At 45.2% G+C, this 26772-nt stretch carries 29 protein-coding genes and 1 pseudogene; 13 read left to right on the forward strand and 17 right to left on the reverse strand.

Annotated features, from left to right (window positions below):
* Nucleotides 1-68: 68 nt before the first annotated feature.
* The 10 genes from ACR64G_RS01240 to ACR64G_RS01285 all read right to left on the reverse strand — a co-directional run bounded on the left by ACR64G_RS01240 (nucleotide 69) and on the right by ACR64G_RS01285 (nucleotide 9287).
* A complete protein-coding gene (locus ACR64G_RS01240; protein WP_435979755.1) occupies nucleotides 69-218 on the reverse strand; it encodes a glutamine amidotransferase-related protein in 150 nt (49 codons plus the stop codon).
* On the reverse strand, nucleotides 211-357 hold the full coding sequence (locus tag ACR64G_RS01245) for a hypothetical protein (RefSeq protein WP_435979756.1): 147 nt from the start codon (nucleotides 355-357) through the stop codon (nucleotides 211-213). Before ACR64G_RS01245 ends, ACR64G_RS01240 begins: the two co-directional genes overlap by 8 nt.
* Before the next feature lie 39 nt (nucleotides 358-396).
* Complete coding sequence (locus tag ACR64G_RS01250) at nucleotides 397-1167, reverse strand: pyridoxine 5'-phosphate synthase (protein ID WP_435979757.1); 771 nt, start codon at nucleotides 1165-1167, stop codon at nucleotides 397-399.
* Between the two features lie 63 nt (nucleotides 1168-1230).
* On the reverse strand, nucleotides 1231-2118 hold the full coding sequence (locus ACR64G_RS01255) for an N-acetylmuramoyl-L-alanine amidase (protein WP_435979758.1): 888 nt from the start codon (nucleotides 2116-2118) through the stop codon (nucleotides 1231-1233).
* A 93-nt stretch (nucleotides 2119-2211) separates the two neighbouring features.
* Nucleotides 2212-3384, reverse strand: coding sequence for a hypothetical protein (locus ACR64G_RS01260; protein ID WP_435979759.1), 1173 nt, complete (start codon nucleotides 3382-3384; stop codon nucleotides 2212-2214).
* A 71-nt stretch (nucleotides 3385-3455) separates the two neighbouring features.
* Nucleotides 3456-4109: an MOSC domain-containing protein gene (locus ACR64G_RS01265; RefSeq protein WP_435980605.1), complete on the reverse strand. Its 654-nt coding sequence runs from the start codon at nucleotides 4107-4109 to the stop codon at nucleotides 3456-3458.
* Between the two features lie 278 nt (nucleotides 4110-4387).
* Nucleotides 4388-4789, reverse strand: coding sequence for a ribosome silencing factor (rsfS, locus tag ACR64G_RS01270; RefSeq protein ID WP_435979760.1), 402 nt, complete (start codon nucleotides 4787-4789; stop codon nucleotides 4388-4390).
* A 135-nt stretch (nucleotides 4790-4924) separates the two neighbouring features.
* A complete protein-coding gene (locus tag ACR64G_RS01275) occupies nucleotides 4925-5743 on the reverse strand; it encodes a nicotinate-nicotinamide nucleotide adenylyltransferase (protein WP_435979761.1) in 819 nt (272 codons plus the stop codon).
* 108 nt (nucleotides 5744-5851) lie between these two features.
* The gene (gene pta / locus ACR64G_RS01280) at nucleotides 5852-7996 is read right to left on the reverse strand and encodes a phosphate acetyltransferase (RefSeq protein ID WP_435979762.1); all 2145 of its coding nucleotides are present in this window, start codon (nucleotides 7994-7996) and stop codon (nucleotides 5852-5854) included.
* Nucleotides 7997-8051: 55 nt separating this feature from the next.
* Nucleotides 8052-9287, reverse strand: coding sequence for an acetate/propionate family kinase (locus tag ACR64G_RS01285; RefSeq protein ID WP_435979763.1), 1236 nt, complete (start codon nucleotides 9285-9287; stop codon nucleotides 8052-8054).
* Nucleotides 9288-9708: 421 nt separating this feature from the next.
* On the opposite strand from ACR64G_RS01285, the gene lptM reads away from it, so the two are divergent.
* The 4 genes from lptM (at nucleotide 9709) to ACR64G_RS01305 (ending at nucleotide 13560) form a co-directional block, all read left to right on the forward strand.
* On the forward strand, nucleotides 9709-10026 hold the full coding sequence (gene lptM / locus ACR64G_RS01290; RefSeq protein WP_435979764.1) for an LPS translocon maturation chaperone LptM: 318 nt from the start codon (nucleotides 9709-9711) through the stop codon (nucleotides 10024-10026).
* Between the two features lie 69 nt (nucleotides 10027-10095).
* Nucleotides 10096-11460, forward strand: a complete 1365-nt coding sequence (gene lysA / locus ACR64G_RS01295; RefSeq protein WP_435979765.1) for a diaminopimelate decarboxylase — start codon at nucleotides 10096-10098, stop codon at nucleotides 11458-11460.
* A 185-nt stretch (nucleotides 11461-11645) separates the two neighbouring features.
* Nucleotides 11646-12533, forward strand: coding sequence for a diaminopimelate epimerase (gene dapF, locus ACR64G_RS01300; protein WP_435979766.1), 888 nt, complete (start codon nucleotides 11646-11648; stop codon nucleotides 12531-12533).
* 13 nt (nucleotides 12534-12546) lie between these two features.
* A complete protein-coding gene (locus ACR64G_RS01305; RefSeq protein ID WP_435979767.1) occupies nucleotides 12547-13560 on the forward strand; it encodes a tyrosine recombinase XerC in 1014 nt (337 codons plus the stop codon).
* Between the two features lie 48 nt (nucleotides 13561-13608).
* Here ACR64G_RS01305 and ACR64G_RS01310 read toward each other — a convergent pair whose 3' ends face one another.
* Nucleotides 13609-14520, reverse strand: a complete 912-nt coding sequence (locus tag ACR64G_RS01310; protein WP_435979768.1) for a nitrilase-related carbon-nitrogen hydrolase — start codon at nucleotides 14518-14520, stop codon at nucleotides 13609-13611.
* 252 nt (nucleotides 14521-14772) lie between these two features.
* Between ACR64G_RS01310 and ACR64G_RS01315 the strand changes: the two genes are divergently transcribed.
* Together ACR64G_RS01315 and hpf are read left to right on the forward strand one after the other, a co-directional pair.
* Nucleotides 14773-16410, forward strand: a complete 1638-nt coding sequence (locus tag ACR64G_RS01315; protein WP_435979769.1) for an RNA polymerase factor sigma-54 — start codon at nucleotides 14773-14775, stop codon at nucleotides 16408-16410.
* Nucleotides 16411-16751: 341 nt separating this feature from the next.
* Complete coding sequence (gene hpf, locus ACR64G_RS01320; protein ID WP_435979770.1) at nucleotides 16752-17132, forward strand: ribosome hibernation-promoting factor, HPF/YfiA family; 381 nt, start codon at nucleotides 16752-16754, stop codon at nucleotides 17130-17132.
* Between the two features lie 157 nt (nucleotides 17133-17289).
* Here hpf and thiS read toward each other — a convergent pair whose 3' ends face one another.
* From thiS to ACR64G_RS01340, 4 genes are all read right to left on the reverse strand, one after another.
* Nucleotides 17290-17487 (reverse strand): sulfur carrier protein ThiS, encoded by a 198-nt coding sequence (thiS, locus tag ACR64G_RS01325; protein WP_435979771.1) that lies wholly within the window; start codon nucleotides 17485-17487, stop codon nucleotides 17290-17292.
* A 30-nt stretch (nucleotides 17488-17517) separates the two neighbouring features.
* A complete protein-coding gene (locus ACR64G_RS01330; protein WP_435979772.1) occupies nucleotides 17518-17883 on the reverse strand; it encodes a DUF423 domain-containing protein in 366 nt (121 codons plus the stop codon).
* Between the two features lie 37 nt (nucleotides 17884-17920).
* Nucleotides 17921-18781, reverse strand: a complete 861-nt coding sequence (gene rpoH / locus ACR64G_RS01335; protein ID WP_435980606.1) for an RNA polymerase sigma factor RpoH — start codon at nucleotides 18779-18781, stop codon at nucleotides 17921-17923.
* 330 nt (nucleotides 18782-19111) lie between these two features.
* The gene (locus ACR64G_RS01340; RefSeq protein ID WP_435979773.1) at nucleotides 19112-19582 is read right to left on the reverse strand and encodes a sulfurtransferase TusA family protein; all 471 of its coding nucleotides are present in this window, start codon (nucleotides 19580-19582) and stop codon (nucleotides 19112-19114) included.
* 229 nt (nucleotides 19583-19811) lie between these two features.
* On the opposite strand from ACR64G_RS01340, the gene ACR64G_RS01345 reads away from it, so the two are divergent.
* Nucleotides 19812-21467 (forward strand): M48 family metalloprotease, encoded by a 1656-nt coding sequence (locus ACR64G_RS01345; RefSeq protein ID WP_435979774.1) that lies wholly within the window; start codon nucleotides 19812-19814, stop codon nucleotides 21465-21467.
* Nucleotides 21468-21549: 82 nt separating this feature from the next.
* Here the strand turns inward: ACR64G_RS01345 and ACR64G_RS01350 are convergent, their stop codons facing one another.
* The gene (locus ACR64G_RS01350; protein WP_435979775.1) at nucleotides 21550-21999 is read right to left on the reverse strand and encodes a GatB/YqeY domain-containing protein; all 450 of its coding nucleotides are present in this window, start codon (nucleotides 21997-21999) and stop codon (nucleotides 21550-21552) included.
* A 180-nt stretch (nucleotides 22000-22179) separates the two neighbouring features.
* Entirely contained in the window at nucleotides 22180-22395 is a 216-nt protein-coding gene (gene rpsU, locus ACR64G_RS01355; protein WP_025651930.1) for a 30S ribosomal protein S21, read from the reverse strand.
* A gap of 335 nt (nucleotides 22396-22730) precedes the next feature.
* On the opposite strand from rpsU, the gene ACR64G_RS01360 reads away from it, so the two are divergent.
* From ACR64G_RS01360 to arsH, 6 genes and pseudogenes are all read left to right on the forward strand, one after another.
* On the forward strand, nucleotides 22731-23255 hold the full coding sequence (locus ACR64G_RS01360; RefSeq protein WP_435979776.1) for a c-type cytochrome: 525 nt from the start codon (nucleotides 22731-22733) through the stop codon (nucleotides 23253-23255).
* 194 nt (nucleotides 23256-23449) lie between these two features.
* The gene (gene tsaD / locus ACR64G_RS01365) at nucleotides 23450-24499 is read left to right on the forward strand and encodes a tRNA (adenosine(37)-N6)-threonylcarbamoyltransferase complex transferase subunit TsaD (RefSeq protein WP_435979777.1); all 1050 of its coding nucleotides are present in this window, start codon (nucleotides 23450-23452) and stop codon (nucleotides 24497-24499) included.
* A 49-nt stretch (nucleotides 24500-24548) separates the two neighbouring features.
* Nucleotides 24549-24920, forward strand: a complete 372-nt coding sequence (locus tag ACR64G_RS01370; RefSeq protein WP_435979778.1) for a CrcB family protein — start codon at nucleotides 24549-24551, stop codon at nucleotides 24918-24920.
* Between the two features lie 285 nt (nucleotides 24921-25205).
* Nucleotides 25206-25565 (forward strand): ArsR/SmtB family transcription factor, encoded by a 360-nt coding sequence (locus ACR64G_RS01375; RefSeq protein WP_435979779.1) that lies wholly within the window; start codon nucleotides 25206-25208, stop codon nucleotides 25563-25565.
* Nucleotides 25566-25617: 52 nt separating this feature from the next.
* Nucleotides 25618-26007: pseudogene (arsC, locus tag ACR64G_RS01380) on the forward strand (arsenate reductase (glutaredoxin)); the annotation flags it as partial.
* A 33-nt stretch (nucleotides 26008-26040) separates the two neighbouring features.
* Nucleotides 26041-26757 (forward strand): arsenical resistance protein ArsH, encoded by a 717-nt coding sequence (gene arsH, locus ACR64G_RS01385; RefSeq protein ID WP_435980607.1) that lies wholly within the window; start codon nucleotides 26041-26043, stop codon nucleotides 26755-26757.
* Nucleotides 26758-26772 lie beyond the last annotated feature (15 nt).

Raw genomic sequence — 26772 nt, forward strand, 5'->3', positions numbered from 1 at the left:
AAACCATCACCGTGCCAATGAACTACCGTAAAAGCTTGCTTAGGTAAATCTTATAATAAAGGATGTGATTATCCTTTTGCCGTCAAGCGAATCGGCAACCAACCGACCTCTTTTACGTTAGCTGGCTGGACGGTAGCGCCCAAACAATGCGCGATAAGCTGCGCTCCTAAGCAAACGCCGATCACCGTTTTTCCAGCATCAATAGCTTGTCTAATCAAAACGGTCGTGTGTTGGCAATACGTCATTATTGTGAGGCAGGGCGTAGCTCATGCTATGATTTTGACTAATTGCCCACTGCTTGATAAAGCTAAGGTCTTCGTAATCGGTATGGAATAAGGCATGGATGCGTAGCGTCATAATAGATACCTTGTGCATAAAAACAGTCAAGGAAATCGCTTAACCACAAATCTTCAAATACTGACGCACCACATTATCAATCCCTTGCTCAAGCGACTCGATGGTGAAGGCGTGACCAATTGACACTTCCGCGACGTCACCAAGACTGAGTAAATCGTCTAAATTGTCCAAGTTCAAATCATGACCCGCATTGACGCGTATACCGTTTTCACTGGCGAGGTTGATGCAATCGCTAAAGCGTTGTTTGACCTCATCGAAATTACCCTTGCCATCGTTGTTGGCACTGTCATCACTACTGTCATCACTACTATCATAGGTGCGCGCCCATTCCTCGGTATACATCTCGATCGTTTGCACATCGCTATCGATAACGGCTTGAATCTGCTCGATATCAGGATCGATAAATACTGCGCAGCGCGTACCAAAGGCTTGTAGCTCATGACTGAGTTCTGACAACATATCTTTATGCTTGATAATGTCGAAACCATGATCTGAGGTCAGTTGATCTTCGCTGTCTGGCACGAGGGTACATTGATGCGGTTTGACCTCACGAATTAGCGATAAAAATTGCTCATTCGGATTGCCTTCGATATTGAATTCGATGTTTTTATAATCTTTTAGAAACTCACTGATATCATAGACATCTTGGTATCTGATATGACGCTCATCAGGTCTTGGATGCACAGTAAAACCTTTGACCCCTAGATCAATCAGCTTTTTCACAAAGTACAGCAGATTGGGATAATCGGTGCCGCGAGAGTTTCTGATTAATGCCAGTTTATTCAAATTCACGCTAAATAGGGTGCTCATAGCATTTCCTTTTTCATTATTGTTATGGATAGATTATTGATGGTTAAGGGCTAATGCCTAATTTTAGTAGAAGTCATCACGACCAGCATACTTCTTATTCAAGGCTTTTAAAATAGCATAGGTCTCTATATCCATCTTGCCCGTTGGTTGCTGTGGTCGAAAGTGTAACTGAAAGGCATAGATGACATCGCGACTGGCTTTGTCCCATTCATCGCTATCGTTGATCTGATACCCATAGTCGCGAAAGGCTTGCTTGATCTCAAGTATCGTTGGCGTTGTAAACTCAACTTCTTTAGTAAAGTAGCGTTTATCGCCTTCGTCATACCACGCGCCAATGCCATACTCTTTATACAGACGTTGCCAAGGAAACTTCGCACCAGGATCAATCTTTCGTGAAGGGGCTAGGTCAGAGTGACCAATGATATTCTTTGGTGAGATATCATAGCGTTTGGCGATGTCTTGCACGAGTTGCGCAACTTTTTTGATCTGCAATTCATCAAATAGGGCGTAGTGCTCATACGGATGATAGTCTAACTCGTCATCTTTCAGCGCACTTAGATACTGAGGTTGAATACCTATATTGACGATCTCAATGCCGATAGACGTATCGTTTAGTATCGTCCGTCCTGCAAAGCTGCCATCACCTGCATGCCAAGCGCGCTGATTTTCAGGAACTAAGCTATAGATTTTGTCATCGTCATTATCCATGATCAGATAGTGTGAGCTAACCTTGCCTTTGGTCAATAGCTGGATTGAACGCTCGTTATCGCTGACGGTATAGTGCAATACGATGGACTTGATACGTTGGCTTTTACCTGTTGCTTGATAGGTCTCGCTATCGATTGTGAAAGACTCAGGGTTGGCTATTTGGGACTTGAAAGTGGTGACACAGCCTATTAAAGGTAGCGTTAATAGAGAAGCTAGTGCTAAAGCGGTAATGTTTTTTGCCATGGATTGCTCTGTGTGGGAAGTGATAAAAACAATGATGATTTATTACTGCAGATATTATATCAATGAGTAGTTACTCAATTAATTTTGATTATACTATTTTATAAAGTACCACCCGTGAACTAGCTTTAATGAGTCTCTAATAACATGATTCAACAATCTGTCCTCTTTATAAAGTTTGATATAAAAGTTTTTGTCAACACTATGTCTACGTCTTGAGGAAGCTAATTTTTCACTAATATATATACTTATTTCTGATTCACAGTAACGGCAATGGTTTAATAGAAAGTCGTTTTTTTCTGATAGGAATATCTCGCCATGACCAAGTTTAGCCTGCCATTGATAACTATTTAATTGCTCTATAATACTTTGATACTCAAAGTTAGCGAGCTTTGATAGAGGTAAACTATTTAACAAGCAAGACGAAGAGTCATGCACGTTCGGCAAATAAAAATCTATACCTTGAATCAAATTAGTTAATTTCCTACACTTTGGACATTTGGTAGAGCCAATATTAGGATAGGCAAATATAGGTAATTTTCTACTTGGAAACCACTGGATATCACCAGCTAGTAAGTGTTTGATAAAATCTGTTAGCTCAAAAGTCAGTACATCATCATTGTTAGAATTTGAACCTTTAAGCGCTTGCCAAAGTATAGTTCTAGGACTCAACAACATTGATAAAGGCTTGATACCTGAAACTATAAACTCTTTTGTCACTCTATCGTGCAGAGGAGCCGAGTTCATCAGCTGTAAATCAAAAAGAGGTAACCATCTCTTCTGTTGAAACTCTAAAATTTTTAGTTTTCTTTTTCCAACATTTTGAAGCCATACTGCTCTTATAGGTAAAGATTTAAATAGCCTAGAATGATACTTTGCATGTCTTTCTCTAGTTCTACTAAATGTTTGGGATGACCACTGTATTTCTACAGGGATGGCAGCTTTATCGTTGTAAATTATTAAATCAGAAATCCAGACATTCGGTTTCTTATCATCTGATCGCCTTTCAAATTCAACTTGCCATCCAACTTCTAAGGCTGCTCGGGCACATAAGTACTTAGCATACATATGCTCGCTAGACTCGTCGGTAACAGGACAATCACCACGTTTCTTATGAGCAAAAAACTGAGTGCCGTAATGACTGGTTTTAGGTAATGCTTGAGATTCACAGCAAGACATAGAGATATCCATCTGCTTATAATTCTTCTTCAAATCATGCCATTCATCTGTAGAAAAAGAGAAACTAAAGATTTCTTGGCTATCTTTCATACATGAAAACGGCATTTAGTCTATATATCCTTATCCCTAACAATATGATTAGCCTAATAAGTTGAACCTTCCTAACCCTTTCGAACCTTCTTCCGCAGCACCACCTTCCAACTCTCCTCCAAACACTCAATCGCGAGCCACGGCTCAATATCCTCAGCAGCATACTTCTCTTTTGAATTCGACAGTTGCCACAGTGTCTCAAGCGTCGCAAACGGGTAGGGACGTTCTATTAGATAAACGGGCAAATCCACATCAATTATGCCATCACGTACAACTTGGAAGTACCAACCCGCGATACCTTGTTTACTGACCCAAGCTGCGATGTTTGGCACTTTAGTAAATTGACCGATTTGGTCATTAATTTTATAGCAGGGACGGCGCGGTTGTACGACACGTAACTGCACACTATCAGCGCCATTAACGTACTCATCACCGTACTGAAATACGTCACCAATACAAACCGTAGACTCGTCCATATCGGGCAAATCGTTAACAGACTCGGTAATCAAGTTTTCGCCTAGCGTACCAATGCGTACTTTTAGATTAAACTCTGCATTGATAAGTCCGTAAGTAGCGATTGGCATCTGATGTACTGCTTTTAATGGACCACCATGATGCTTACGATCCGCTTGCTCATCCGTGCTCAGACCCATAAAGTTAACGGCGACTGGCGCTTTGATAGGGGCTTTATCAATGGCACTCATCGCCTCGCGCGCGAATGGCATGGCTTTGCCTGCGCGCACACAGGTTAGGGTGGCAATGTGTAGCGGCAGAGGGTGATTAAAGCCTGTTCCGATTTGACTTTGTAGTAAACTTTCAGCTGATTCTATGCTCATTATGTGTCCTAAATGGCAAACCAATATGATTTAGTGGTAGCGTTATCTTAGCGCAATCATAGTGCGCTTTCAGCATATTTATATTCAGGTGAACGCGTTATAGCCGCGCATAAAAAAGACCAGATACGTTATCCGGTCTTTCAGTAGTGCTCAAAGCTATAACGATTTTAGCTACGGCGACCCGCTTTCTTTTCACGCGGAATAGCAACTAATTCTGCCAAGCTCTCAGACGATGACCACAGACCTTCAAGATCATAAAACTCGCGAGCCTGCGGCATCATCATATGCACGACGACCGCGCCCAAATCGATCAAGGTCCAGTCAGAATCGTGGCCGCCTTCACGGCCAAGCGGCATAAAGCCCGCTTTTTTGGCTTCAGCGCCAAGGCTGTCAGCAAGCGCGCGCACGTGACGTTTTGAGGTGCCATCAGCAATCACCATACGTTCCATAACATCGGTTAAGTCCTCGACATTAAGTACAGTAATGTTCTTGGCTTTCATATCTTCTAAAGCGGTGGTAACGAGGTCTAAACATTCTTTTAAACGCTCATCAGTCATGGTGTTAGTCATAAATAGTGGTCTCTTAAATCATTACTACAATAGGTAAAAATAAATAGGGTCATGAACTACAGGCAGTTAGATAAAAAGCGCGGTGTTCATTAAAGGGTAAAAAGCAACAAAAGGTATAACGCAATTTTAACGGAATTAAGCCCTAGAATATAGCTGATGGGTCATTATATAGTGATAAACCGCAGGATTTAGCCATTTATCGAGTAGATTGGGGGAAATAGAACCTATGATATCATTTATTGGCGTGACAGAGGTGACTGACATCTGCGACTTAACCGAAGGGTCGCGCTTAGGTGCAGCTAGCAACTGGCGTATTTGCGTACTCGATACTGATGCTATAGCTCGCCGGTCTATATAAATGTGACCTTGGTCATTGGTTTTCAAGGGTTTAAGTATATTTATAACAGAATCAGTCGTCTGCGCTTGTAGTTCTATAGGCAGTCGCTTCACAGCATCTGGCTGGCTTATTACTTTGACATCTACAGGTTCTGTGCTGATATCCACACGGTCAAATATCCATAAGTTGACATAATCAGTCAGCTCTAAACCATCCCTCCATCGATCCAAACTACTCGCGCTGTCCATACCCATGATAAATATCAAGCTATCGTTGGGATAGTGAGCATGTAATGTACGCACGCTATCGATAGTATAGACGGGCGGCGTTTGCCATAGTTCTAGCTCATCGATGTGTAGCGGTGTATCTTGTACCGCGAGCTTTAGCATAGCCAATCGATGTTTAGGGTTTGTGCTATGGGTCTTAAAAGGTGAGCGTGCATTAGGGAGTAACGATAGATGCAGCTTGCGATTTTGTTCGCTTGCAAAGGGTAATAAGCGCTCATAAACCGTCATCGCCATCTGTACATGACCAAGATGGACAGGATCAAATGAACCGCCAAGATAGACGCGAATAGCAGGTTTGATAGCATGAGAGGAGAAGGGACTTTGAGTCATGTCATCATTATAACGTCAATAGCGCTAAGAGCTAAATTTGTAGCTAAAAAAACCGCTCACCATAACTTTATGATGAGCGTTTTTTATAATTAACGAGTAAACCCTAACTTAAATCAAATCACTATGAGCTTGGATAGCCGTCAAAGCGATGGTATAGACAATGTCATCAACCAGCGCACCACGTGATAAATCATTAACCGGCTTGTTCAAACCTTGTAGCATTGGACCCACACTGATGACATTAGCACTGCGCTGTACCGCTTTGTAAGTGGTGTTACCCGTATTGAGATCGGGGAAGATAAAGACATTGGCTTGACCGGCGACTTTTGAATCAGGCGCTTTTTGTTTGCCGACGCTCATAACCGAGGCGGCGTCATACTGTAGCGGACCATCTACGGCTAGATCTGGCGCACGCTCACGGACGATTTGCGTGGCACGCGTAACTTTTTCGACGTCAACGCCAGTACCTGATGAACCCGTAGAGTAGCTGATCATTGCCACTTTGGGATCGATACCAAAGGCGGCAGCAGACTGCGCTGATTGAATCGCAATTTCAGCCAGCTCCTCTGCGGTTGGGTCAGGATTAATAGCACAATCGCCATAGACGACGACTTGCTCTGGCAATAGCATAAAGAATACCGATGACACTAACGAATACTGCGGTGCAGTCTTAATCAGCTGAAACGCTGGGCGTACGGTATTGGCAGTGGTATGGATAGCGCCGGAGACTAAGCCATCCACTTCGTCTAACTGTAGCATAATCGTGCCTAGATAGACGGTATCTTGCAGATATTCAGCCGCAATATCAGTCGTGGTTTTGCCCTTACGGCGCTCAACGATAGCAGCGACATATTTATCCATGTCTAGCGAAGCAGGATCCAAAATCTCAAGCCCTTCAGGCAAGGTCAAGTTGCGATTTTTGGCAACTAATTCAACATCACTACGCGTTGCTAATAGCACACAATTGGCGATACCGCGGCTTTGACAGATACAAGCGGCTTCAACGGTACGCGGCTCAGAACCTTCTGGCAGTACGATACGTTTTTTGGCTTGCTGCGCCTGCTTGACCACTTGATGACGGAAGGCGGCAGGAGATAGTCGCGGCTTATGATCACCGCTAAATTGCTCTTTTATCCAAGCCAAATCTAAGTGCGCGGCGACATAACGCGTGACATCGGTGGCGCGCTCAGTATCATCACTTGGAATCTCAGCACTCATGTGCAAGAGTTTTTGTACCGTCTCAAAGCTATCAGTTTCAACGCTCATTACAGGGATGCCCGTCTTTAGCGCTGAGACCCACAATGCGGCGACGGTCTCGTTCGGTGTGACCCCGCCCGTGAGCACTAGACCTGCTAAGGGTACGCCATTGATGCAGGCCAGCCCTGCGGCAAGGAGCAAATCATCACGGTCGCCTGGGACGACGATCAGTGTACCGCGCTTGAAGATCTCATCAACGCGGGCAATAGAGCGCGCGGTTAGGCTGATGTTATTGATGCGGCGGGTTTTGGCGTCGCCAACATTGAGCCAAGTAGCATCAAGCTCGGCGGCGATATCCCAAGTACGCGGTACGGACAACGTATCGCTAAAAGGTACCACTCCAATCAAGCGAAACTGCTCACTATCGAAATGCGGCGATAAGCGCTGTACTTCTTGAATGTAGCTTTGATCAAGCTCAAACACCGCTTCGCCTGGCGCCACAGGTTGGTTGTCATAGGTGTTCGGCACATCAACGCGCATCAAAATACAGCCAAGGGTGCGCGCGCTTGCGATACCGCCGAACTCACGTGCATGGACGTCGAGCTTGTCAGCCAAATGCGCAGGATTGTTGATATCAGCGTCGCTGACAAAGATAATTTTGGCGTCCAAAGCATGAGCAATAGCGCGGTTGACTTGGGAGGCATAAGAGGCCTCTGTCGTTGAGACTAGACCTTCACAGATGACGACATCTTGATCATCACCGATACTATGAAAGCTGCCAATCACCTCTTCCATGAGCTCATCGATATTGCCATCACCGATCATGCGTAAAGCGCGCTGACGCCCAATAGATTTGGGCGCTTTGAGACCAAAGGCGTGCATAGCAAGTGCACTTGAGCTATCTAAGCTCTTTTGTTTATCTAGAGTATCATCTTGCAAAAACGGCTTCATAAAGCCCGCTTTAATACCGTTATAATCGAGCGCCCGAATCAGACCTAGCGCCGCTGACGTCACACCGATACCTCGGCTGATAGGAACTAATAAAATAGTTTGCATAGCGTCTCCTACTTTTTATTGTATTTTTAATAAATGAATGTGCCGATACATACGTCTAATTCAAACCCAAAGTCTGACGTGTCTCGGTTGCGATACGCAGCTCTTCATCGGTTGGGATAACCCACAGCTCAATACTGCTCTCTTCGCTATGAAAACTATTCTCCGCTCCGCCAACCAAGGTTTTGTTTTTATCAGCGTCAAACGAGATACCAAAGTGACGCATAACATTTAGGATACGGGCACGAGTCGATGCTGAGTTCTCACCGATACCGCCGGTAAAGATAATGCCTGTAAATTCAGGCAACGCACAGCTTAGAGCTGCCAAGTATTTACCCGCGCGATAGGCAAACATCTCAATGGCAAGCTCGGCATCTTTGTGCCCTTCATTAGCGGCTTCTTCAACCGTACGCATGTCGTTAGATAAACCTGAGATACCCAGCAGACCACTGTCGCCATTAAGCATCTTATCGATATCCTCAAGGCTCATATCGAGCTGGCGTTTAAGATGAATGTGCAGACTTGGATCGACGTCACCACTACGTGTACCCATCATCAGACCCTCAAGCGGGGTCAGACCCATACTCGTATCCAAGCTCTTGCCATCATAAACGGCAGCCGCTGAACAACCATTACCCAAATGCGCAGTTAACCAGCCATGAGGACCGTCCGCTTTGGTAATCTGACTAGCGCGCTCTGAGACATAAGCGTGCGAAGTACCATGAAAGCCATAACGACGAATCTTATGATCCTCGTAAAGTGCTTTTGGAATCGGATAGCGATAGGCAACCGCTGGCATGGTTTGGTGAAAGGCGGTGTCAAAGACGACCACTTGCGGGATATTAGGATAAATGGCTTGTACCGCCTCAATCCCTAGGGCGTTGGCGGGATTGTGTAGCGGAGCTAGTGACTTGAGGCGCTTGACCTCAGATAACACATGATCGGTCACTTGCACCGCTTCTGAGTATTCACGGCCACCATGGACGCCGCGATGACCGACGGCGACAAAATGATATTGCTCAAGTAGCTCAAGGATTTTTTGTAGTGCAAGCTTATGACGACCACCTGGAATGCTAATCTCTAATTTTTCACCGCTCAATGAGGTATGCTTGATGCGGGCGGTATCGAGTCCTAAGTTTTCGGCGAGACCTGTAATACGCGTTGACGCATCTTCACTGATAAGAGCGTACTTGATGGATGATGAGCCACAGTTTAAGACTAAAGTAGGATTGGTTAATTGTGAGGTGTCAGATTGTTGCTCATTGCGGGTTTGGGTGGTTGCGCTATCGCTCATGCTCTATCCTTAGATGATCGTCAGTAGGGGTATCGGGCAGCTAAATATTCGCCGCAGTGGGGTTTTATTTGCTTATAATTTATCAAACAGCGTACTAGCTACTCGATTAAACTAAATAGGCCTTGTTAATAATGTAACATATTTTGGACTCTATACCACGACAACTATAAGGTTTAGGGGTAATGAGTAGCAAGGTGTCAATACAGATGTTCACTGAATATAAAGAGTAGTAAGCGGTGCATAAAAACAGGCCGTTAAAATATTAGTTGTAAGTAAATTTATCAAACAGTCATTAGCAATATCAGACACTCGTATCGAATAATGCTATTATTGCAGCGTTCGATGACGGTATATACTATTGCAAAAACTTGCCGTACTCTTTTATATTTTTTAGCAGACTTGCCTCAAGGTTATGACCCTTATGTCTATATTCTCTCGCTTATCCTATATAAGATCAGCTCGCCGTCTATCTAGTAGCACTCATCATATAACGTGCTTGTTGATAGTTGCTAGCACAAGCCTAATTGGCATGACAGGCTGCGGGCAAAAAGGCGCTTTGTATTTGGTCGATAATAGCGATCAGACCACAATTGAGACCTCATCTGCTGTACTAAATAGCGGTAGCCAGCCGCAAGACACTGCTTTTGATAATCTAGATAATAGCGACTATGACAAAACTCGTTATATTGAGCAAAAGCAAATACTGCCTGATGTCAGTGACGATCCCAACGACTACTAACTTTAAAAACACGCCCTAACAACAACACGCGCCACTATTAAAAACACGCCCTACCTTTGAGATTCAGCTATGAGTAATTCGACCTTGCAAGCCTGCGCCCCTAATTCTGTTACCACTCAAACCGAGCAAGGTTTGTATATTGATCCTGTTGCTTTGAGCGATCGTTTGCCTACGTTGCATTATCAAGACCGAGCGCTCCATATGGAGCAGGTGAGTATCAGTGATGTGGTCGATCACTACGGCACGCCGTGTTACGTCTACTCAAAACAGGCGATATTGAACGTCTATCATGAGTATAGTAAGAACTTCGCTAGCCTCGATCATCAGATTTGCTACGCAGTAAAAGCCAACTCCAACCTTGCGGTATTAGGAATACTGGCGCAAGCAGGCGCAGGGTTTGATATTGTCTCGCGCGGTGAGCTAATGCGTGTATTAGCGGCAGGCGGGAGACCGGATCGCGTCGTGTACTCAGGCGTGGGCAAAACGCGCTCTGATATCGAATTTGCACTAAATCAGAATATCAGCTGCTTCAATGTAGAATCAGTAAGCGAGCTGACGCTGATTAACGACGTCGCTCAGCAGTTGGGCAAACATGCCCCCGTATCGCTACGCGTCAATCCAGACGTTGATGCTAATACTCACCCTTATATCTCAACAGGTCTCAAAGATAATAAGTTTGGGGTTGCTCATGACAAGGCAGTCGCGGTCTATGAGCAAGCCGCTGCAATGTCGCACATCGATATCACAGGTATCGACTGTCACATCGGCTCACAGTTGACTGAGGTTGATCCTTTCGTTGCCGCATTAGATAAGCTGATTGAGCTAATTGGCGCGTTACGTGATAAGGGTATTGAGCTGCGACACATCGACTTGGGCGGCGGTTTGGGCGTGCGTTATATCGATGAGACGCCCATCTCTATTGCTGACTTTGCTCAAGCTTTGTTGCCTAAACTTAAAACGCTTGGATTAAAGGTGTTCTTTGAGCCGGGTCGGAGCATGGTGGCCAATGCAGGTGTGCTGCTTACACGCGTTGATGTACTCAAGCCAACTGAACACAAAAACTTCGCTATCGTTGATGCAGCGATGAATGATTTGATTCGCCCTGCGCTCTATCAAGCTGAGATGGCTGTCATTCCTAAGACCTTGCCAAGTCAAGATACTGATACTGGCACTGATGCCAAGCCTTGGGATATCGTAGGTGCTATTTGCGAGACGGGCGACTTTTTGGCAAAGGATCGTATGCTGACGCTAGCAGTAGGCGATACCTTGGTGATCACTGGCGCGGGTGCCTACGGCTTTACCATGAGTAGTAATTACAATTCGCGGGCGCGAGCCTGCGAGGTCATGGTTGCAGGTCACCAGCATCAACTCATACGTAAGCGCGAAACGCTTGAGGACTTATACCGTGATGAGATACTCTGGCAGGATAAGTAGCTAATGACTACAAAAGCGTAAGCGAGCACTGGTTGAGATGAGACCCATTGTCATAATGACAGTGGGTTTTTTATGGTCAGCGTTTTATTACCGTAAGCAAGCATTAGCACACGCTGATAGTTATCATTGTGTAAGGTAGCATGCTAATATAACTGACATATAATAATAGAGTAGGACACAGGGATATGCTAATAGAATTTACAAAGATGCATGGGCTGGGCAATGATTTTATGGTCATCGATTTGGTGACGCAGCGCTTGGACTTGACCAAAGATTTGGTACAGTTGTTGGGCGATCGCCACCTAGGAATAGGCTTTGATCAGTTGCTAGTCGTTGAGCCGCCGATGCGCCCTGACGTGGATTTTAGCTATCGCATTTTTAATACCGATGGCACAGAGGTTGAGCAATGCGGCAATGGCGCGCGCTGTTTTGCACGTTTCGTACAAGCGCGCAAACTGTCCTTTAAGCAGCGCCTGCGCGTTGAGACCGCAAGCGGTATTATCGCTTTGACCACAGATCGTTACGGCTGGGTTGAGGTCGATATGGGTAAGCCCAAATTCGAGCCAGACGAGATTCCCTTTACCCCCAAAGCGACAACCAAGATTCAAAATGCCTATCATTTAAGTGTCGAGGGTACGCCCGTTCAGCTTTATGTCGCGAATATGGGCAATCCGCATGCGGTGATAAAGGTAGATGACGTCCTCGATGCGGATGTCGAAACCTTGGGTAAGGCTTTAGAGTCGCATCCAGCCTTTCCAGAGCGAGTCAATGTCGGCTTTATGCAAGTCATGAATCAGCGTCATATTCGTCTGAGAGTCTATGAGCGCGGTGTCGGCGAGACACAAGCGTGCGGCACAGGGGCTTGCGCAGCGGTAGCGATAGGGGTACGTGAGGGCTGGCTTGATGAAGGGGAGGATGTGCGCGCTCAGTTGTATGGCGGTAGTATGATTATCAAATGGCAACCAGGCTATTCTGTGATGATGACCGGTCCGACAGCCTTTGTATACGAAGGGGTGTTTAGCCCAGATGGCCTTATGGCGCAAGCGGGCATCACGCCCAATCCTGACAGCTAACGGTTAATAAGCGATGTCTATTGTCAATAAAGAGCCAAATCATCCTTGGATATCTACAGATGTAGCGGACGCATTGGAGCTAGATGGCGAGCTACAAGAGCTGTTCATACCTGTTAATCGCTGGCTGGGTATACTCAAGGTACGCAATCACTCAGAGCATACTTTGAGGGCTTATTTCGCTGGGGTCAATCAGTTGGCGCTGTTTTTGCGGGGTAAAGGCTTGACATGGACGCGCTGTGATAAGCGTCAATTGGCTCAGCATATCTCTCAGCGTCTCGATGAGGACAATCTGGCGCTTGCTAGTGTACAGCAAGAGCTGTCAGCAATTCGGCATTTTTATGGCTGGCTTATCGAACAGGAGCTTGCGCGTATCAATCCAACGACGGGTTATCAGCTCAAACGTAGTCCACGTCCATTGCCGTCCATCGCTGATATCGATATGCTGACGCAACTGCTGGATCAGCCTGCGCCTGATACGCCAGAGCAGGCGCGACTATGGCTACGCGACAAGGCGATGTTTGAGTTACTCTACAGTAGTGGTCTGCGCGTAGGTGAGTTAGTCGCGCTCGATGTAACGGATATAGATCTATCTGATTTGCGGGTACGAGTGACAGGTAAAGGCAATAAGACCCGCCTCGTACCGATAGGGATGAAAGCGCGCGACGCCATCAAGCGCTACTTACCGCATCGTAATCTATGGGTAGAGCAAGTCGATAGCGCTTTGTTTATTAGCGAGAAGCTTGGGACTAGGCTCTCAACGCGCGCCGTCCAGCAGCGTCTAAAAGTTACTGCCAAGCGCGCAGGCATTGCGCAAAATATGTATCCGCATCTATTGCGCCATTGCTTTGCCTCGCACATGCTCTCAGGGAGTGGCGATCTGCGCGCTGTGCAAGAGATGCTTGGGCATAGTGATATCAGCACCACGCAAATCTATACCCATGTTGATTTTGCCAAGCTCACTCAAGTCTATGATCGCGCTCATCCACGCGCGACGCATACAAGAAATGACAATGAGCCACCTTTGTAACAGTATGACAGTGCTTTTTAATAGCACTTCTACTATCACTCTTAAAAGTTACGCCAAACGGTGACATTGAAAGATCGGCATTTTTTGTCTAGCATTATCTTGTGTTGATTTGCTCAAAGTACCAAATACTAGTGCGTAGTTTTTGTTATCGGTGTCGTGAGCGTTATCAGAGTCATCAAATGTACTGTGATCGTAGCTGCTTAGCACCTTGCCATTATAGTCTGTGATGGCACTATGCCCCCATGTCTGACGACTATTACCATTTTTGCCGAAGTGCTCACCGCCTTGCGCGGCGCCTATTATCATACACTGGCTATCGAGTGCGCGCGCTTGCAACAATAGCGACCAGTGCGCTTGTCCTGTCATATAAGTGAAGGCAGAAGGGGCGCTCAATATATCAGCGCCAGCTTGACGCAAACGCTGCGCTAATGCTGGAAACCGTAAGTCAAAGCACACCATCATGCCTAATTGATAGATGCTATCTTTGATAGTAATCGGGGCGACCACCGTCTGTGTACCCGGCTCAAAGGTTGCCGCTTCATTGTAGCTACCCTGCTTGTCAGCGACCGTCGCAGTAAACAGATGAATTTTATCATAGCGCGCAATTTGTGTCCCATCCGGCGCAAACAGCTGACTCACTTGACGCATGCGACCATCGGGGACGATCCTGCCATCAGGACGATAAAAACAAGGTTGCGTACCTGCCAATAGATAGATATTCTGTTCACGGGCGTAATCCGCTAGCGTCATTGATATCTCATCGAAGCGCTTAGCGGTGGCAGATTGTGCACCCATGCTACAGCAATTCTCTGGTAGGACGACTAGGCTTGCTCCTTGCTCGCTGGCATCAGTGATAGCGGATTTTATAGCAGCAAGATTGACCTCAATGTCTTGTTGACTATTAAGCTGTACTGCGGCAACCGTAATTGGCTCTTGGTCGGTATAGCTAGTATCATTCATAATGGACTCAGTGATGTTAAAAAACATCTATTCATTCGTTTTTTGGTTTTATTGAAGGTTTAACAGACAGTATCGATAATATCAAAACTAGAGCTATGTATAGATATTAATAACCAGCTGTTTTGAGCTTACGGATAAATTATCATAGCAAAATTATGATAAAAAATGCTATCGTCATGAACTCATAGCGCTAAGTTTATAGTTGCCACAACTACCAACAACCTAATTATACTGGAGAGTAATAACCCTTTCATGAGTATGTCGTTCGGACTTGCAACCAGCCTTGGCACCTCGCAAAAGCTCACACCGCAAATGCAGCAGGCCATCAAACTGCTTCAACTCTCAAGTCTTGAGTTGGCACAAGAGGTGCAGATCAAGCTTGATAGTAATCCTTTGCTTGAACGTATTGAAGAGGAAGAAGAGGAGTTTGAGCGTCTTGATGATATGACAGACGGTGAGCTGAGCGAGTCCTTGTCACTTGAGACATGGAATCAGACTTCCCTTACATCAGATAAGGATGAGTCTAAAGACTCTAATGCTGATGACTTTGGACAAAGTAACGATAGCTTTGATGATAACGACGACAGCTTTGCTAGTGATAATTATGATAGTGGCAATTACGCCTCTGGCGCGTCCAGTGGGTCGAGCACAAGCCAAGCTGACTTTGATGAGATGGATCGTTATCAAGGCAGCACACACGCCACTATTCAAGATCATGTACGCTGGCAGCTCAACTTCAAACGCCTATCTAGTACTGATGCTTTGATTGCGCAGTATTTAATTGATTCTATGGACGACATGGGCTTTGTGCGCCTTGATATCGATGACCTGCTCCAAAGCTTTGAGACCATGGCAAGTTTTTATCAATGGGATGAGCATGTTGAGTACGACGAGATACTAGCGGTTCTACGTATTATTCAATCTTGCGATCCGCTTGGCGTTGGGGCTTGTAATCTAAGTGAATGCCTAGCGATACAGCTGTCTAAACTGGATAAGAACACAGAGTATTTACAAGATGCACAGGCTTTGTTGACTGCCAGTGAGTATTTGGTCAGCAATAATATTAAAGCTCTGATTGAGCTAACGGGCCTACCTGCGACGCGTATCACCCCAGCACTTGAGCTATTACGCACCTTGAACCCAGCACCAGGATTGTCCTTTCAAAGTGATCAGCCAGACTACACCCGTGCCCCTGATAGCTATGACATTCCTGATGTTTTAGTCACTCCAGTACGGCAAAAAAGCACTCAGTCAAATCATACATCAAACCAAAACCCATCAAGTCATGAGCAGTCACTACTAGATGAGGACTGGCAGGTTCGTCTTAACCCCGAAACCCTACCCAAGCTGCGTGTCAATCGCGAATACGCAAGCTTGGTTAAGCGCGGTGATGATAGCCCTGATAATCAATATCTGCGAGAGAACTTGACTGATGCCAGATTGTTTATCCGCAGTATCGAGGAGCGCAATCAAAACCTACTCAAAGTAGCGACCAGTATCATACGCCGTCAGCAAGGGTTTTTGCGTCAAGGCGCGACGGCAATGCAACCGTTAATCTTAAAAGATATTGCAGAAGAGGTTGAATTGCATGAATCTACGGTCTCACGCTTAACCACCAGCAAGAGTATTTTGACGCCCCAAGGGTTATTCTCACTCAAGCATTTTTTCTCATCGCATGTCAGTAGTAGCGAGGGCGATATCTCCTCGACCGCTATTAGTGCCATGATAAAGCAGCTAATTATGGATGAAAATCTTAAGAAGCCTCTATCTGATAGTCGTATACAAACACAATTATCAGAGCAAGGCATTGAGATTGCTAGACGAACCGTAGCCAAGTACCGCGAGGCTATGAACATTGGATCCTCAACCCAACGTAAGCAAAAGTACTAGCTTACATTTACTCTTTTTTGTTATGAATATTCTAAAACTAGAATATAAAATAAAATTTTTTGATTATATAGATTTATATAAGTGAAGACTTATTTTATTACATTCTGTTACAGTTTTTTGTCTTGCTACTCATCGCCTTTCATGACAAATTAGAGAGGCATCAATACTGTATTTAGCCAAATATAACCGATCAGAATGGGGAATAAAAATAGGACACTCCATGTATCAAATGATCAGTTATTACACTAATAGGTTTTGTCATTATTGATGAGGCACAGGTGATAAGCATAGGGATGCGATATCACCTCTTGAATAAGAATGATAACCATAAGGACAACAATATGAATGTATCTATCAGTGGTCACCATATCAGTGTAACCGAAGCTATGGACACCTCCGTACGCGAAAAGCTTGCCAAAATAGAGCGTCATTTTGATCAAATACAAAGTATCAAAGTGATCTTGTCACTGGATAATAGCGGCGCTAGTGACGGCGGCAAAAAGAGCCATAAAGCTGAAGCTATTTTGCGGGTTTCAGGGCAGGAGATGTTTGTTCAAGCTCTTGAAGATGATATGTACAAAGCCATTAATGAGATGGCAGACAAACTCGATAGGCAAGTCCGTAAATATAAAACCCGCCAAGAGCGTAAAAAGACACAAGGCGCTGGGCGTGAAGGACGTTTTGAGGAAATTGGAAACGATGAAGCGTCTCTTATGAGCTAGGTGTCTGATAAGCAGTTGTTAGCTAGATTTCTATATAAAAAAGACCTCAATACGTGATACGTTTGAGGTCTTTTGAAATAATAGAATAACATTTGAGAGTTGTGTTTTAGTATTATTCGTTTGCAATTCAATACCGATGAAAATTAAAAGCTTATAGCTATAGCTCATCTTGTTGAACAACTTCAATGCTCATACCATCGATCACTTTAGTTTTTGTTAGATCAGAGTTTGCTATTAGTTTATCATTGACCTCAACCGCATAACGACCTTGACTCAGTCCTAACTCATTGATGACCAGTTGTACCGTTTGATGGGTTGTTTGCATCGTTTTGCCATTAACGTGAATTGTACTCATAACATCTATCTCTTTTATTAAAATAATTGACTAATTTGCTACGCCACGAAACGTAGTAACAGTAAGCCAAACCCATCCTACTATCATCAGTAACCCGCCGATAGGGGTAATCGCCCCAAACCAGCGCGGCGCACCTAAAGTCATCGCATATAAACTACCAGCAAAGATAACTACGCCAACTTGTAGCAGCCAAGCTGTCGTTTGAGTGGCATAATTCAAACGAATAAGTAGCCCAACGATCAGCAGCCCTAAAGCATGTGCAAGCAAGTAGAGCGTAGCCGTATGCCACCAGCCTAATTGTTGCTCATCAGCGATCCCTTTGAGACCATGAGCACCAAAAGCGCCAAGTCCCACGGCAATTGCCATATTAAGCGCGCCAATACCTATCCAATTCATTATTATTTGACCTTAATATATCATTAATGTTGAATAATTATTGAATATCATCTGGCAGTATAACGCTCTCGATAGTCATCGCATCACGAATCTTGTCCATGGCGTTCTTTTCGATTTGACGAACACGCTCAGCAGATATCGAATAGACGGCCGCTAGCTCATGCAAGGTTGACTTTTGCTCTGTGAGCCAGCGCTGCTCAACGATATCGCGCGAACGATCATCTAAAGTATCCATAGCAGCCAGTAGTGCTGAAGAATTATTCTCTTCCCAATCCGCTTCCTCTAACTGCTCGGCAGGATCGATACCATCCTCTAAGAACAGCTGCGGGGCATAACGACCATCATCATCGCTAGACTGAGCTTCAAACGAGGCATCATAAGAGGTCAGACGTGACTCCATCTCGAGCACTTGCTTGCGCGTGACATTTAAATCATTGGCGATAGCATCCGCTTCTTCTAGTGTCAGCTGGTTATTGGTCTTTTTAAGGCTACGCAGATTAAAGAATAATTTACGATGCGCTTTGGTAGTCGCTACTTTGACGATACGCCAATTACGAATGACGAACTCATGAATTTCAGCTTTGATCCAATGTACGGCAAAGGAGACGAGACGCACGCCTTTGTTTGGATCAAAACGTTTGACCGCTTTCATCAGTCCCAAATTACCTTCTTGAATCAAATCTGCTTGCGGTAAGCCGTAACCTGAATAGCTACGCGCGATATGAATAACAAAACGCAGATGTGACATGACTAGCAGACGCGCCGCTTCGACATCGCCTTCGTCATGATAACGATGGGCAAGCTCCTGCTCTTGGGTCGGCGTCAAGATAGGAATTTGATGTACCGTATTGATATACGCGCCCAAGTTCACCCCAGGAGCTGATAGATGCGTTGGCATCGCAGGAACCAAGTCGCGAGTACTCGTATCCCCTAATTTACTCGCGTCATAAGGCGGTCTTTGTGCTGCAGCCTTGAGTGCTGCGGTGCGAGCCTCGTTTTTGGCAGGCGTCAAAGTCTTGCCTGAAGCGGTTTTTATGTTCGACGTTTCGTCATTTGACACTATATCTTTTGACACTGTGCTATCAGATGCGCTTTTGTCTTGCACCTTGTCCTTTTTTGAACGGTTATTATTGTCTATTGCTGATTTGGTAGCCATATTCTTGACCTTTAGTATTCTTAACTAAGTAAGCAAAGTTGTATTTGTATTAATTGTAAAGGATAGCAGCGCTTAGTTACTATCAGTTTTGGTAATGATGAAGTGATATATTGTATCGAATGATGTTGCTAAATTGCTATCTGCCTCACGCTTATCTGAGAGGGACGTGACCGTATTGATCGATAACGACAGCGCGCTTGCGGCATTTGTCATCTGGCTTTGCTCGCAAAAAGCCATAATGTCGGCTTGTGAATTAGGATCTGTAGCCACGACGTATAGAGAGTCATCATTTGCAAGCTGACGAAGTGCTACTTTGGTTTTGAGTAGGGGCATAGGACAGGCAAGTCCTTGCCCATCGACGAACGCTTTTATTGATATGATAGAGGTAGCCAAAGATCGTGTCTTCTCACTAGAGTGCGACTGAGCAATATCTCTATCTAGCAGCCCTAGTAGGGGTTGCGCCAGTCGCTGCTCTGTAGCAGATAGTGCTGAGATATCATAGGTCGTGTCTGGCTTGTGAGTAGAAACGTGTTCGATGGACATAGAGAATGACCCCTTCATGCGGTAGCGTATCATTGTAGCAAATAGCAGCGTGTTGGTTGTAGTTGAATACACTCAACAGTATGTTTGACTCACTGAAATGATGAGCGACTGTTGCTAAAAAGTGACACCTGCTTGGATATTGGTAGTTATCTCTAGGCTAAAATTGACCTTGTATAAACAAGCTCGTATAGTCAAAGCTGACATCTTAGTCATCTGATAGGATACGCCTTTGTACTACTCAAATCTGAAGCGTGCTAATACAAGAGCAGCCAACCGTTTACTTATAAATAGTGACGCAAACCAAAAGCCAAAAGAGGCAGGCAAGATTGTTCTCAAGCCTTTGCTATCAGTAGCGCTTATCTGTGTAGTGTCCACAATGCCATGGGTCGAGGCTACATCGGCAGCTACCTTGTTTACTGGTAATTCCTGGCAAACTTCAGAGTCAGAGACCCTAGAGCTGCCAAACTTACGTGGCTCAGGACTGAGCTTTGATGAGCAATATCAAAATAAAATGCTCGGTGCATGGTCGCTACAGAATATCAATGGCCGAGTCAAAATGGAGCATGACCCTTGGATTCAAGAGACCATTAAAGATATGACATGGCGCATTAATGCCCAAGCGCGCCAGCAAGCGCCGCTTGGGCTTGTGCTCATCGATAATTCAAGCATTAATGCCTTTGCAGCGCCAGGTGGCGTCATCGGTATCAATACAGGTACGATACTCGCCGCAGGCAGTATGGATGAGCTGGCAAGCGTTATCGCTCACGAGGTGGCGCACATCAGTCAGCGTCATTACGAGAGCGGCGCTGACGCGCGCAAAAAGGCACTACTATTACAAATAGGCGGCATGCTAGCTGCAATCGCGGCTTCCGCTGTCGATGGCAATGCAGCCGCTGCGGTAATGGCGGGTAGTCAGACTGCGTCCATGAATAGTAGTATGGCGTTTAGTCGTAGCAATGAGCGTGAGGCAGATCGCGTCGGCATGCAAATCATGACGCAAGCGGGCTATGATCCAAGGGCGATGCCAAGCTTCTTTGCCACCATGAATCAAAGAAGTCAGCTCAACCAGACTGCCAATCAGTTCATGCCAAGTTTTGTACGCTCGCATCCTTTGAGTAACGAGCGCTTAAGCGAAGCACAAACACGGGCCCAGCGCTATTCTTCATTGACCTTGTCCCAGCAGCAGCGTCATCAAGCGCTATTTGATTTATTGCATTGGCGCGTACAGGTCACAGGTAAGCATGTGTCTGAGATTACCCTAAAGACTGCAGCTAATAACAGCCTAGGTGCTAAAGTGGCGCTACTGTACTGGTATGGCGATCAGCAGCGTTATTCTGAAGCTGAAGATATGATGACCAAATTGCAATCGCTACCGATTGCGCAGCGCCAAATGCTAGAGCCTTTATTGTCTATTACTTACAGTCAAATACTCAGTGATCAAAGCAAGTGGCAGCAGGCAGTAGAGGTATTACAAAGTCAGCAGCGCCTGTATCCTGAGCGCCGTGACCTACGTCTGTATCTAGCCGAAGCTCTGACCAATAGCAATCAGCCTACCCAAGCCCAAGTCCTACTAAAACCACTAACGCAGCAGGAGCCAAGCGATCGTTACGCGTGGCAAAGTATGCAACTGGCAAATGAAAAATTAGCCAAAACGACAGAGATAACGGCGCTAGCAAATATCGCTACTATCAATGCGCTGCGTTACCGTAGTCAAAACCAGTTGTGGAGCGGTCGCTACGACAGTGCTCTGACATCGCTTAATCAGGCCAAGCAGTTGAGTGAGCAACTACAAAACACCGCGCAAGCTAATAGTGCTCCGCCTTTGCTCGCTAACATTAGAGCTGAGATCAAAAACGTCAAAACTGCCAAAAGCTTTGAGCCTTAAGCAGTTTATATGAAAGGGTTTATGCTAAGTCGTTTAAGTCAAATGGCTTGCATGAAGCGGTTGTTTTAGGCGTATGGCAGTATTAGCCTTGTAGAGCGTCTTTGACTAATTTTGAGATGATTGCTGGATCAGCGCGACCTGCGGTTTTGCTTTTGAGCGCGCCCATGACACTACCCATATCACGCATTGAGGTCGCACCTTGTGCTGTAATCTCAGCGTTAACCAAAGCGGCAAGCTCGCTATCGTCCATTTGTTTTGGCATAAAACCATTGATAATATCAATCTCGAACTGCTCTTTGGTCGCTAGATCTTCACGATTATTTTCAGTAAAAATAGTGAGCGACTCATGACGCTGTTTAAGCTGCTTTTGCAAGACGTCTAAAACGTCAGCATCATCAAGCTGCGTTTGACGGTCAATCTCGATCTGTTTGATGACGGCTTGTACATTACGCAGCACTTTTACACGCTCAAGCTCGCGGGCTTTCATCGAAACTTTGATACTGTCAGATAACGTTTGTTTAAGATCGCTCATCGTTGTTGTTCCTTGTGGTTTAATGCAAGTATTGATAGCTAAAAGCTAATGGGTAAACGCCGGGTACAAAACACAATGCTAAAAAGTGTAGCATAAAAAACGCTGCTGATATCAATCGATAGCAGCAGCGTTGGTATAGCACTTGTAGTACTCACATTTAAGCTATTGGCTCAATAGTAATTAGTACATACGAGTAGTACGGATCGTTTCGCGTTGCAATTTTTTCTTATAACGCTTAACAGCAGCGGCTTTTTTGCGCTTGCGCTCTTGCGTTGGTTTTTCATAAAATTCGCGTTTGCGTACGTCTGATAGAACGCCAGCTTTTTCACAAGCACGCTTAAAACGGCGGATAGCGATATCTACGGGTTCGTTTTCTTTAACCTTAACAGCAGGCATTGAGACTCCTTATCGGGATGAGATATAAAGGCATTAGTTTGGCTGTGTATTAGTATTTAGCCGTAATATCTCAAGATTACAGGCATCAGCTCAAACTAGGATAGCTTATGCAAACAGCATAAGGGCGGTAATTATACTCAAAAAATAAGATAAAGTCAAAATATTTACACGGTTTTATACCGATAATAAGGCTAAGTTGAGACTAGAGCGTCCCTTAAAATGTAATGGTCGCGCACAAAAAGTCCATACGGTTTATACGTATTAAAAGCAGTTTATGTTATGATAATTTTATATTACCACAACTTATTCAGATTGATTTTTACAAGGATTTTGGGATGAAGAAGACAGTACTAAACGCATCACTATGGACAGCATTGCTCATCGGCTCAGGTATAGCTCTTAGCGCTTGCGGCGGCAGCGTAGAAGGTTCTCATGATGTTTTGGCTGTTGAACGCGTTAACGATGCGGCAAATCTAGCTCGTGCAAATGCTCCTGAAGCCGAGGATTTTGAATTTCCAGCAACGACGCCGATGGTTGTTGCTGAGACGGCTACTACAGATGAGATGGCAATGGCAACAGATATGCCCGTAGAAGCTGGCGCGCCTGCAGAGGACTTGGCGGTCAATGTCGGTGCTGAGCTTTATAACAATCAATGTATGGCCTGCCATGCAACGGGTCTACTCAATGCTCCCAAATATGGTGACGCAGCAGCTTGGGCCCCTCGTATCGCAAAAGGCGTCGATACGCTAGCCTCTCATTCTGCAAATGGCTTTAATCAGATGCCAGCACAGGCTTATAATGGTGTGACCGAAGCACAAATTCGTCAAGCTGTTGAATATATGATTGAGGCGGCTAGCTAGTACAAGCTTATAAGCTATTGAAATTTGCTAAACTGACCGTCATTGTGGGTGCACAGTGACGGTTTTTTATGGCTACTCTTTTGCTAATAACTATAGAATAACCCAATTGGTAGCGAGGCAAAAGTCACTATAAAGTATGAAGTATGAAGTATGAAGTATGAAGTATGAAGTATGAAGTATAAAGGGGTGAGGGTATGAAGGTATTAGGGTTGGAGACCTCTTGTGATGAGACGGGTCTGGCTATTTTTGATAGCGAGCAGATTAATAGTGATAATAAAGGTCTGATCGGTCAGGTATTGTACTCTCAAGTAGAGCTCCATGCCCTCTACGGCGGCGTGGTACCTGAGCTTGCCAGTCGTGACCATATTCGCAAACTGGTACCACTACTTAACGAATTGCTTGCGCAGTGCGGTATCAAAAAAACCGACATTGACGCCATTGCTTATACCAAAGGTCCAGGTCTTATCGGCGCACTGATGACAGGTGCGCTATTTGGTCGCAGCTTGGCTTATGGTTTAGATATTCCAGCGATTGGGGTGCATCATATGGAGGGGCATTTGCTCGCGCCGCTTATGGGTGCAAATCCGCCGCCTTTTCCCTTTGTATCTCTATTGGTCTCTGGTGGTCATACGCTCCTGATTGCCGCACACGGTATCGGGGAGTATGAGATATTAGGTGAATCGATAGATGATGCGGCAGGAGAGTGTTTTGATAAAGCTGCTAAGATGCTAAGTCTGCCTTACCCTGGTGGTCCCAATATCGCCAAACTTGCAGAAACTGGCAATCAAAAGGCCTACGCCTTACCGCGTCCTATGCTCCATCGCGGGTTAGATTTTTCTTTTAGCGGGATGAAAACAGCGGTGCATAATCTGATCAAAGATACAGATGGCTCAGGAACTGGCTCCGATAGCGATCCAAAAGTTCGAGCTGACATTGCAGCAAGCTTTCAACATGCGATGGTCGATACCTTAGTCAAAAAATGCGTCAAAGCACTCAAACAAACCGATATGAGTCGTTTAGTTATCGCAGGCGGGGTCAGTGCCAATACTCATTTGCGTGAAACGCTAGAAACTGAACTGGCGAAGATAGACGCCACTGTACATTATGCACCGCCTGCGCTGTGTACTGATAATGGGGCGATGATAGCCTATGCAGGGTATGAGCGCTTACAAGCGGGGCAGTCTGATGATCTGGCCGTAAGCTGCGTACCACGTTGGCCGATGACCGAACTGCCAGCACTTTAAATTTTGCTCCAAATCTTAATCGGTTCTAAATCACAAAAAGGATAACGCGATGCAGTGGCTAGCCATAGGTTTAGGAGCAGCGATTGGCGCGTGTCTGCGCGCGTGGCTATCACGCTTTAATATAATGCACAGCTGGATACCATTGGGCACCCTTGGCGCGAATGTATTAGGTGGTCTGCTGATAGGCCTTGCGCTAGTATGGTTCGAGCGTATGGGCAGTGATTTGTCCGATACGGTTCGCGTGTTTATTATCACAGGGTTTTTAGGTGGACTGACCACTTTTAGCACCTTTAGTGCCGAGGTCTTTGGCTTTATCCATGATGGGCGAGTGCTGGCAGGCTTAGGGCTTGTGGGGTTACATGTAGGGCTCACACTACTTGCAACTGCGCTGGGATTTTACTTTTTTAAGCTGGTTTTATGAGCTTTTATAGGTATTACCTGCTTGATGGTTTGATTTGAGTAGTTTTCTTATAGCAGTCTATTTTAGGTGGCCTATTAATAGGTTTAAAGGGTGAAATGACTGGTTCGGTTGGGGTATACCTGAAATAAATATTAAACAGTTATAAGTGAGCTAGCTATTTTAACTAAAGTCTTAAAGTTTATTTGATAGCGAGTTCTAAGTATATCGAGTTGGATTTGCAAAATAGTTTGAAGCTGATTTTAAAATACTCTTGATTTATTCCAATATGTCTATATTATTGGACATATGGAAATAATGAATGCTACTGCCAGCTTTGCGGCGCTCTCTCAAGATACTCGATTAAAGGCTTTTAGACTGCTGGTCAGTCACGAGCCTGATGGTCTACCTGCTGGTGAAATCGCCCGTCAGCTTGGCGTCCCGCACAATACGATGTCAGCGCATTTAGCAGTACTGGCACGGGCAGAATGGGTGGTGTCGCAACGACAAAGCCGACAGATAATTTATCGAGCTTCTCTTAAGCAGGTAGAAGAGGTCGTTCAATTCTTGTTAAAAGACTGCTGTGCGGGCCACCCAGAGTTGTGTCATTCACTTTTGGACAGTTTGAGTACCTGTGATATCAATTCATCTAATCAGTCCGATAGCTAAACTTAGATTTTCTCTAAAAACACAAATCCTACTAATGGTATAAAAGGTCGTTATGTCATCTATCATTTTTCACAATCCGAGCTGCGGCACCTCTCGCAATACCTTAGCTATTATGCAGGCGTCAGGTGAGCAGCCGAATGTCATTGAATACCTCAAGACACCGCCTACTCGTGAGTATTTGCTTGAGCTGCTAGCTTTGATGACACTTTCGCCACGCGAGCTATTACGTCGTAACGGGACGCCTTATGATGAGTTAGGTCTGGATAATCCTGCGTTGTCTGACGATGAGCTGATTGATGCCATGATGGCGCATCCTATCTTGATCAACCGACCTATTGTGGTGACCTCTAGCGGCGCCGCGTTGTGTCGACCTTCGGAGAAGGTGTTTGAGCTATTGGACAATCCAGTGAATCATTTCACTAAAGAAGATGGCGAAATTGTTCAATCTACTCAAGATAATGCTTCAGACTCTTTTATCGAGTTAACTGACTTACCAAATATAGAGGCATCGGGGCTACAGCCGATTGATATCGATGCTTTAGTTGGTGCAAATGATCCCCGTCATTCCCCTAAAATACTAGTGTTATATGGCTCACTACGCGCGCGCTCATTCTCTAAATTAGCGAGCGAGGAAGCCAGTCGAATATTGCGTTGGTTCGGTTGCGAGGTACGCACCTTTGATCCTACAGGCTTACCATTACCTGATAGTACCGATACTGATCATCCAAAAGTACAAGAGTTACGTGAGCTAGCAATGTGGTCAGAGGGCATGCTGTGGGTGAGTCCTGAACGTCATGGCAGTATCACTAGTATTATGAAAGCGCAGATCGATTGGATTCCCCTATCATTAGGCGGCGTTCGTCCGACTCAAGGTAAAACGCTTGCTGTCATGCAAGTTAGCGGTGGTAGTCAGAGCTTTAACACGGTCAATCAGCTGCGTATTTTAGGCCGATGGATGCGTATGATTACGATACCTAATCAGTCGTCTGTGCCAAAAGCTTTTTTAGAGTTCGATGACAATGACCGTATGCTCAATTCACCTTTATATCAGCGTATTGTTGATGTGTGCGAGGAGCTAGTGAAGTTTACATGGCTCACACGTGGTCGCGCAACTTATCTCACCGATCGCTATTCTGAGCGCGTAGAGAGCAGTGAGGAAGTCTCACAGCGCGTCAATAAAAAATCGCTTTAAACTCCAGTATGTATC

The organism is Psychrobacter sp. DM4 (assembly GCF_051307035.1).
GTDB lineage: Bacteria > Pseudomonadota > Gammaproteobacteria > Pseudomonadales > Moraxellaceae > Psychrobacter.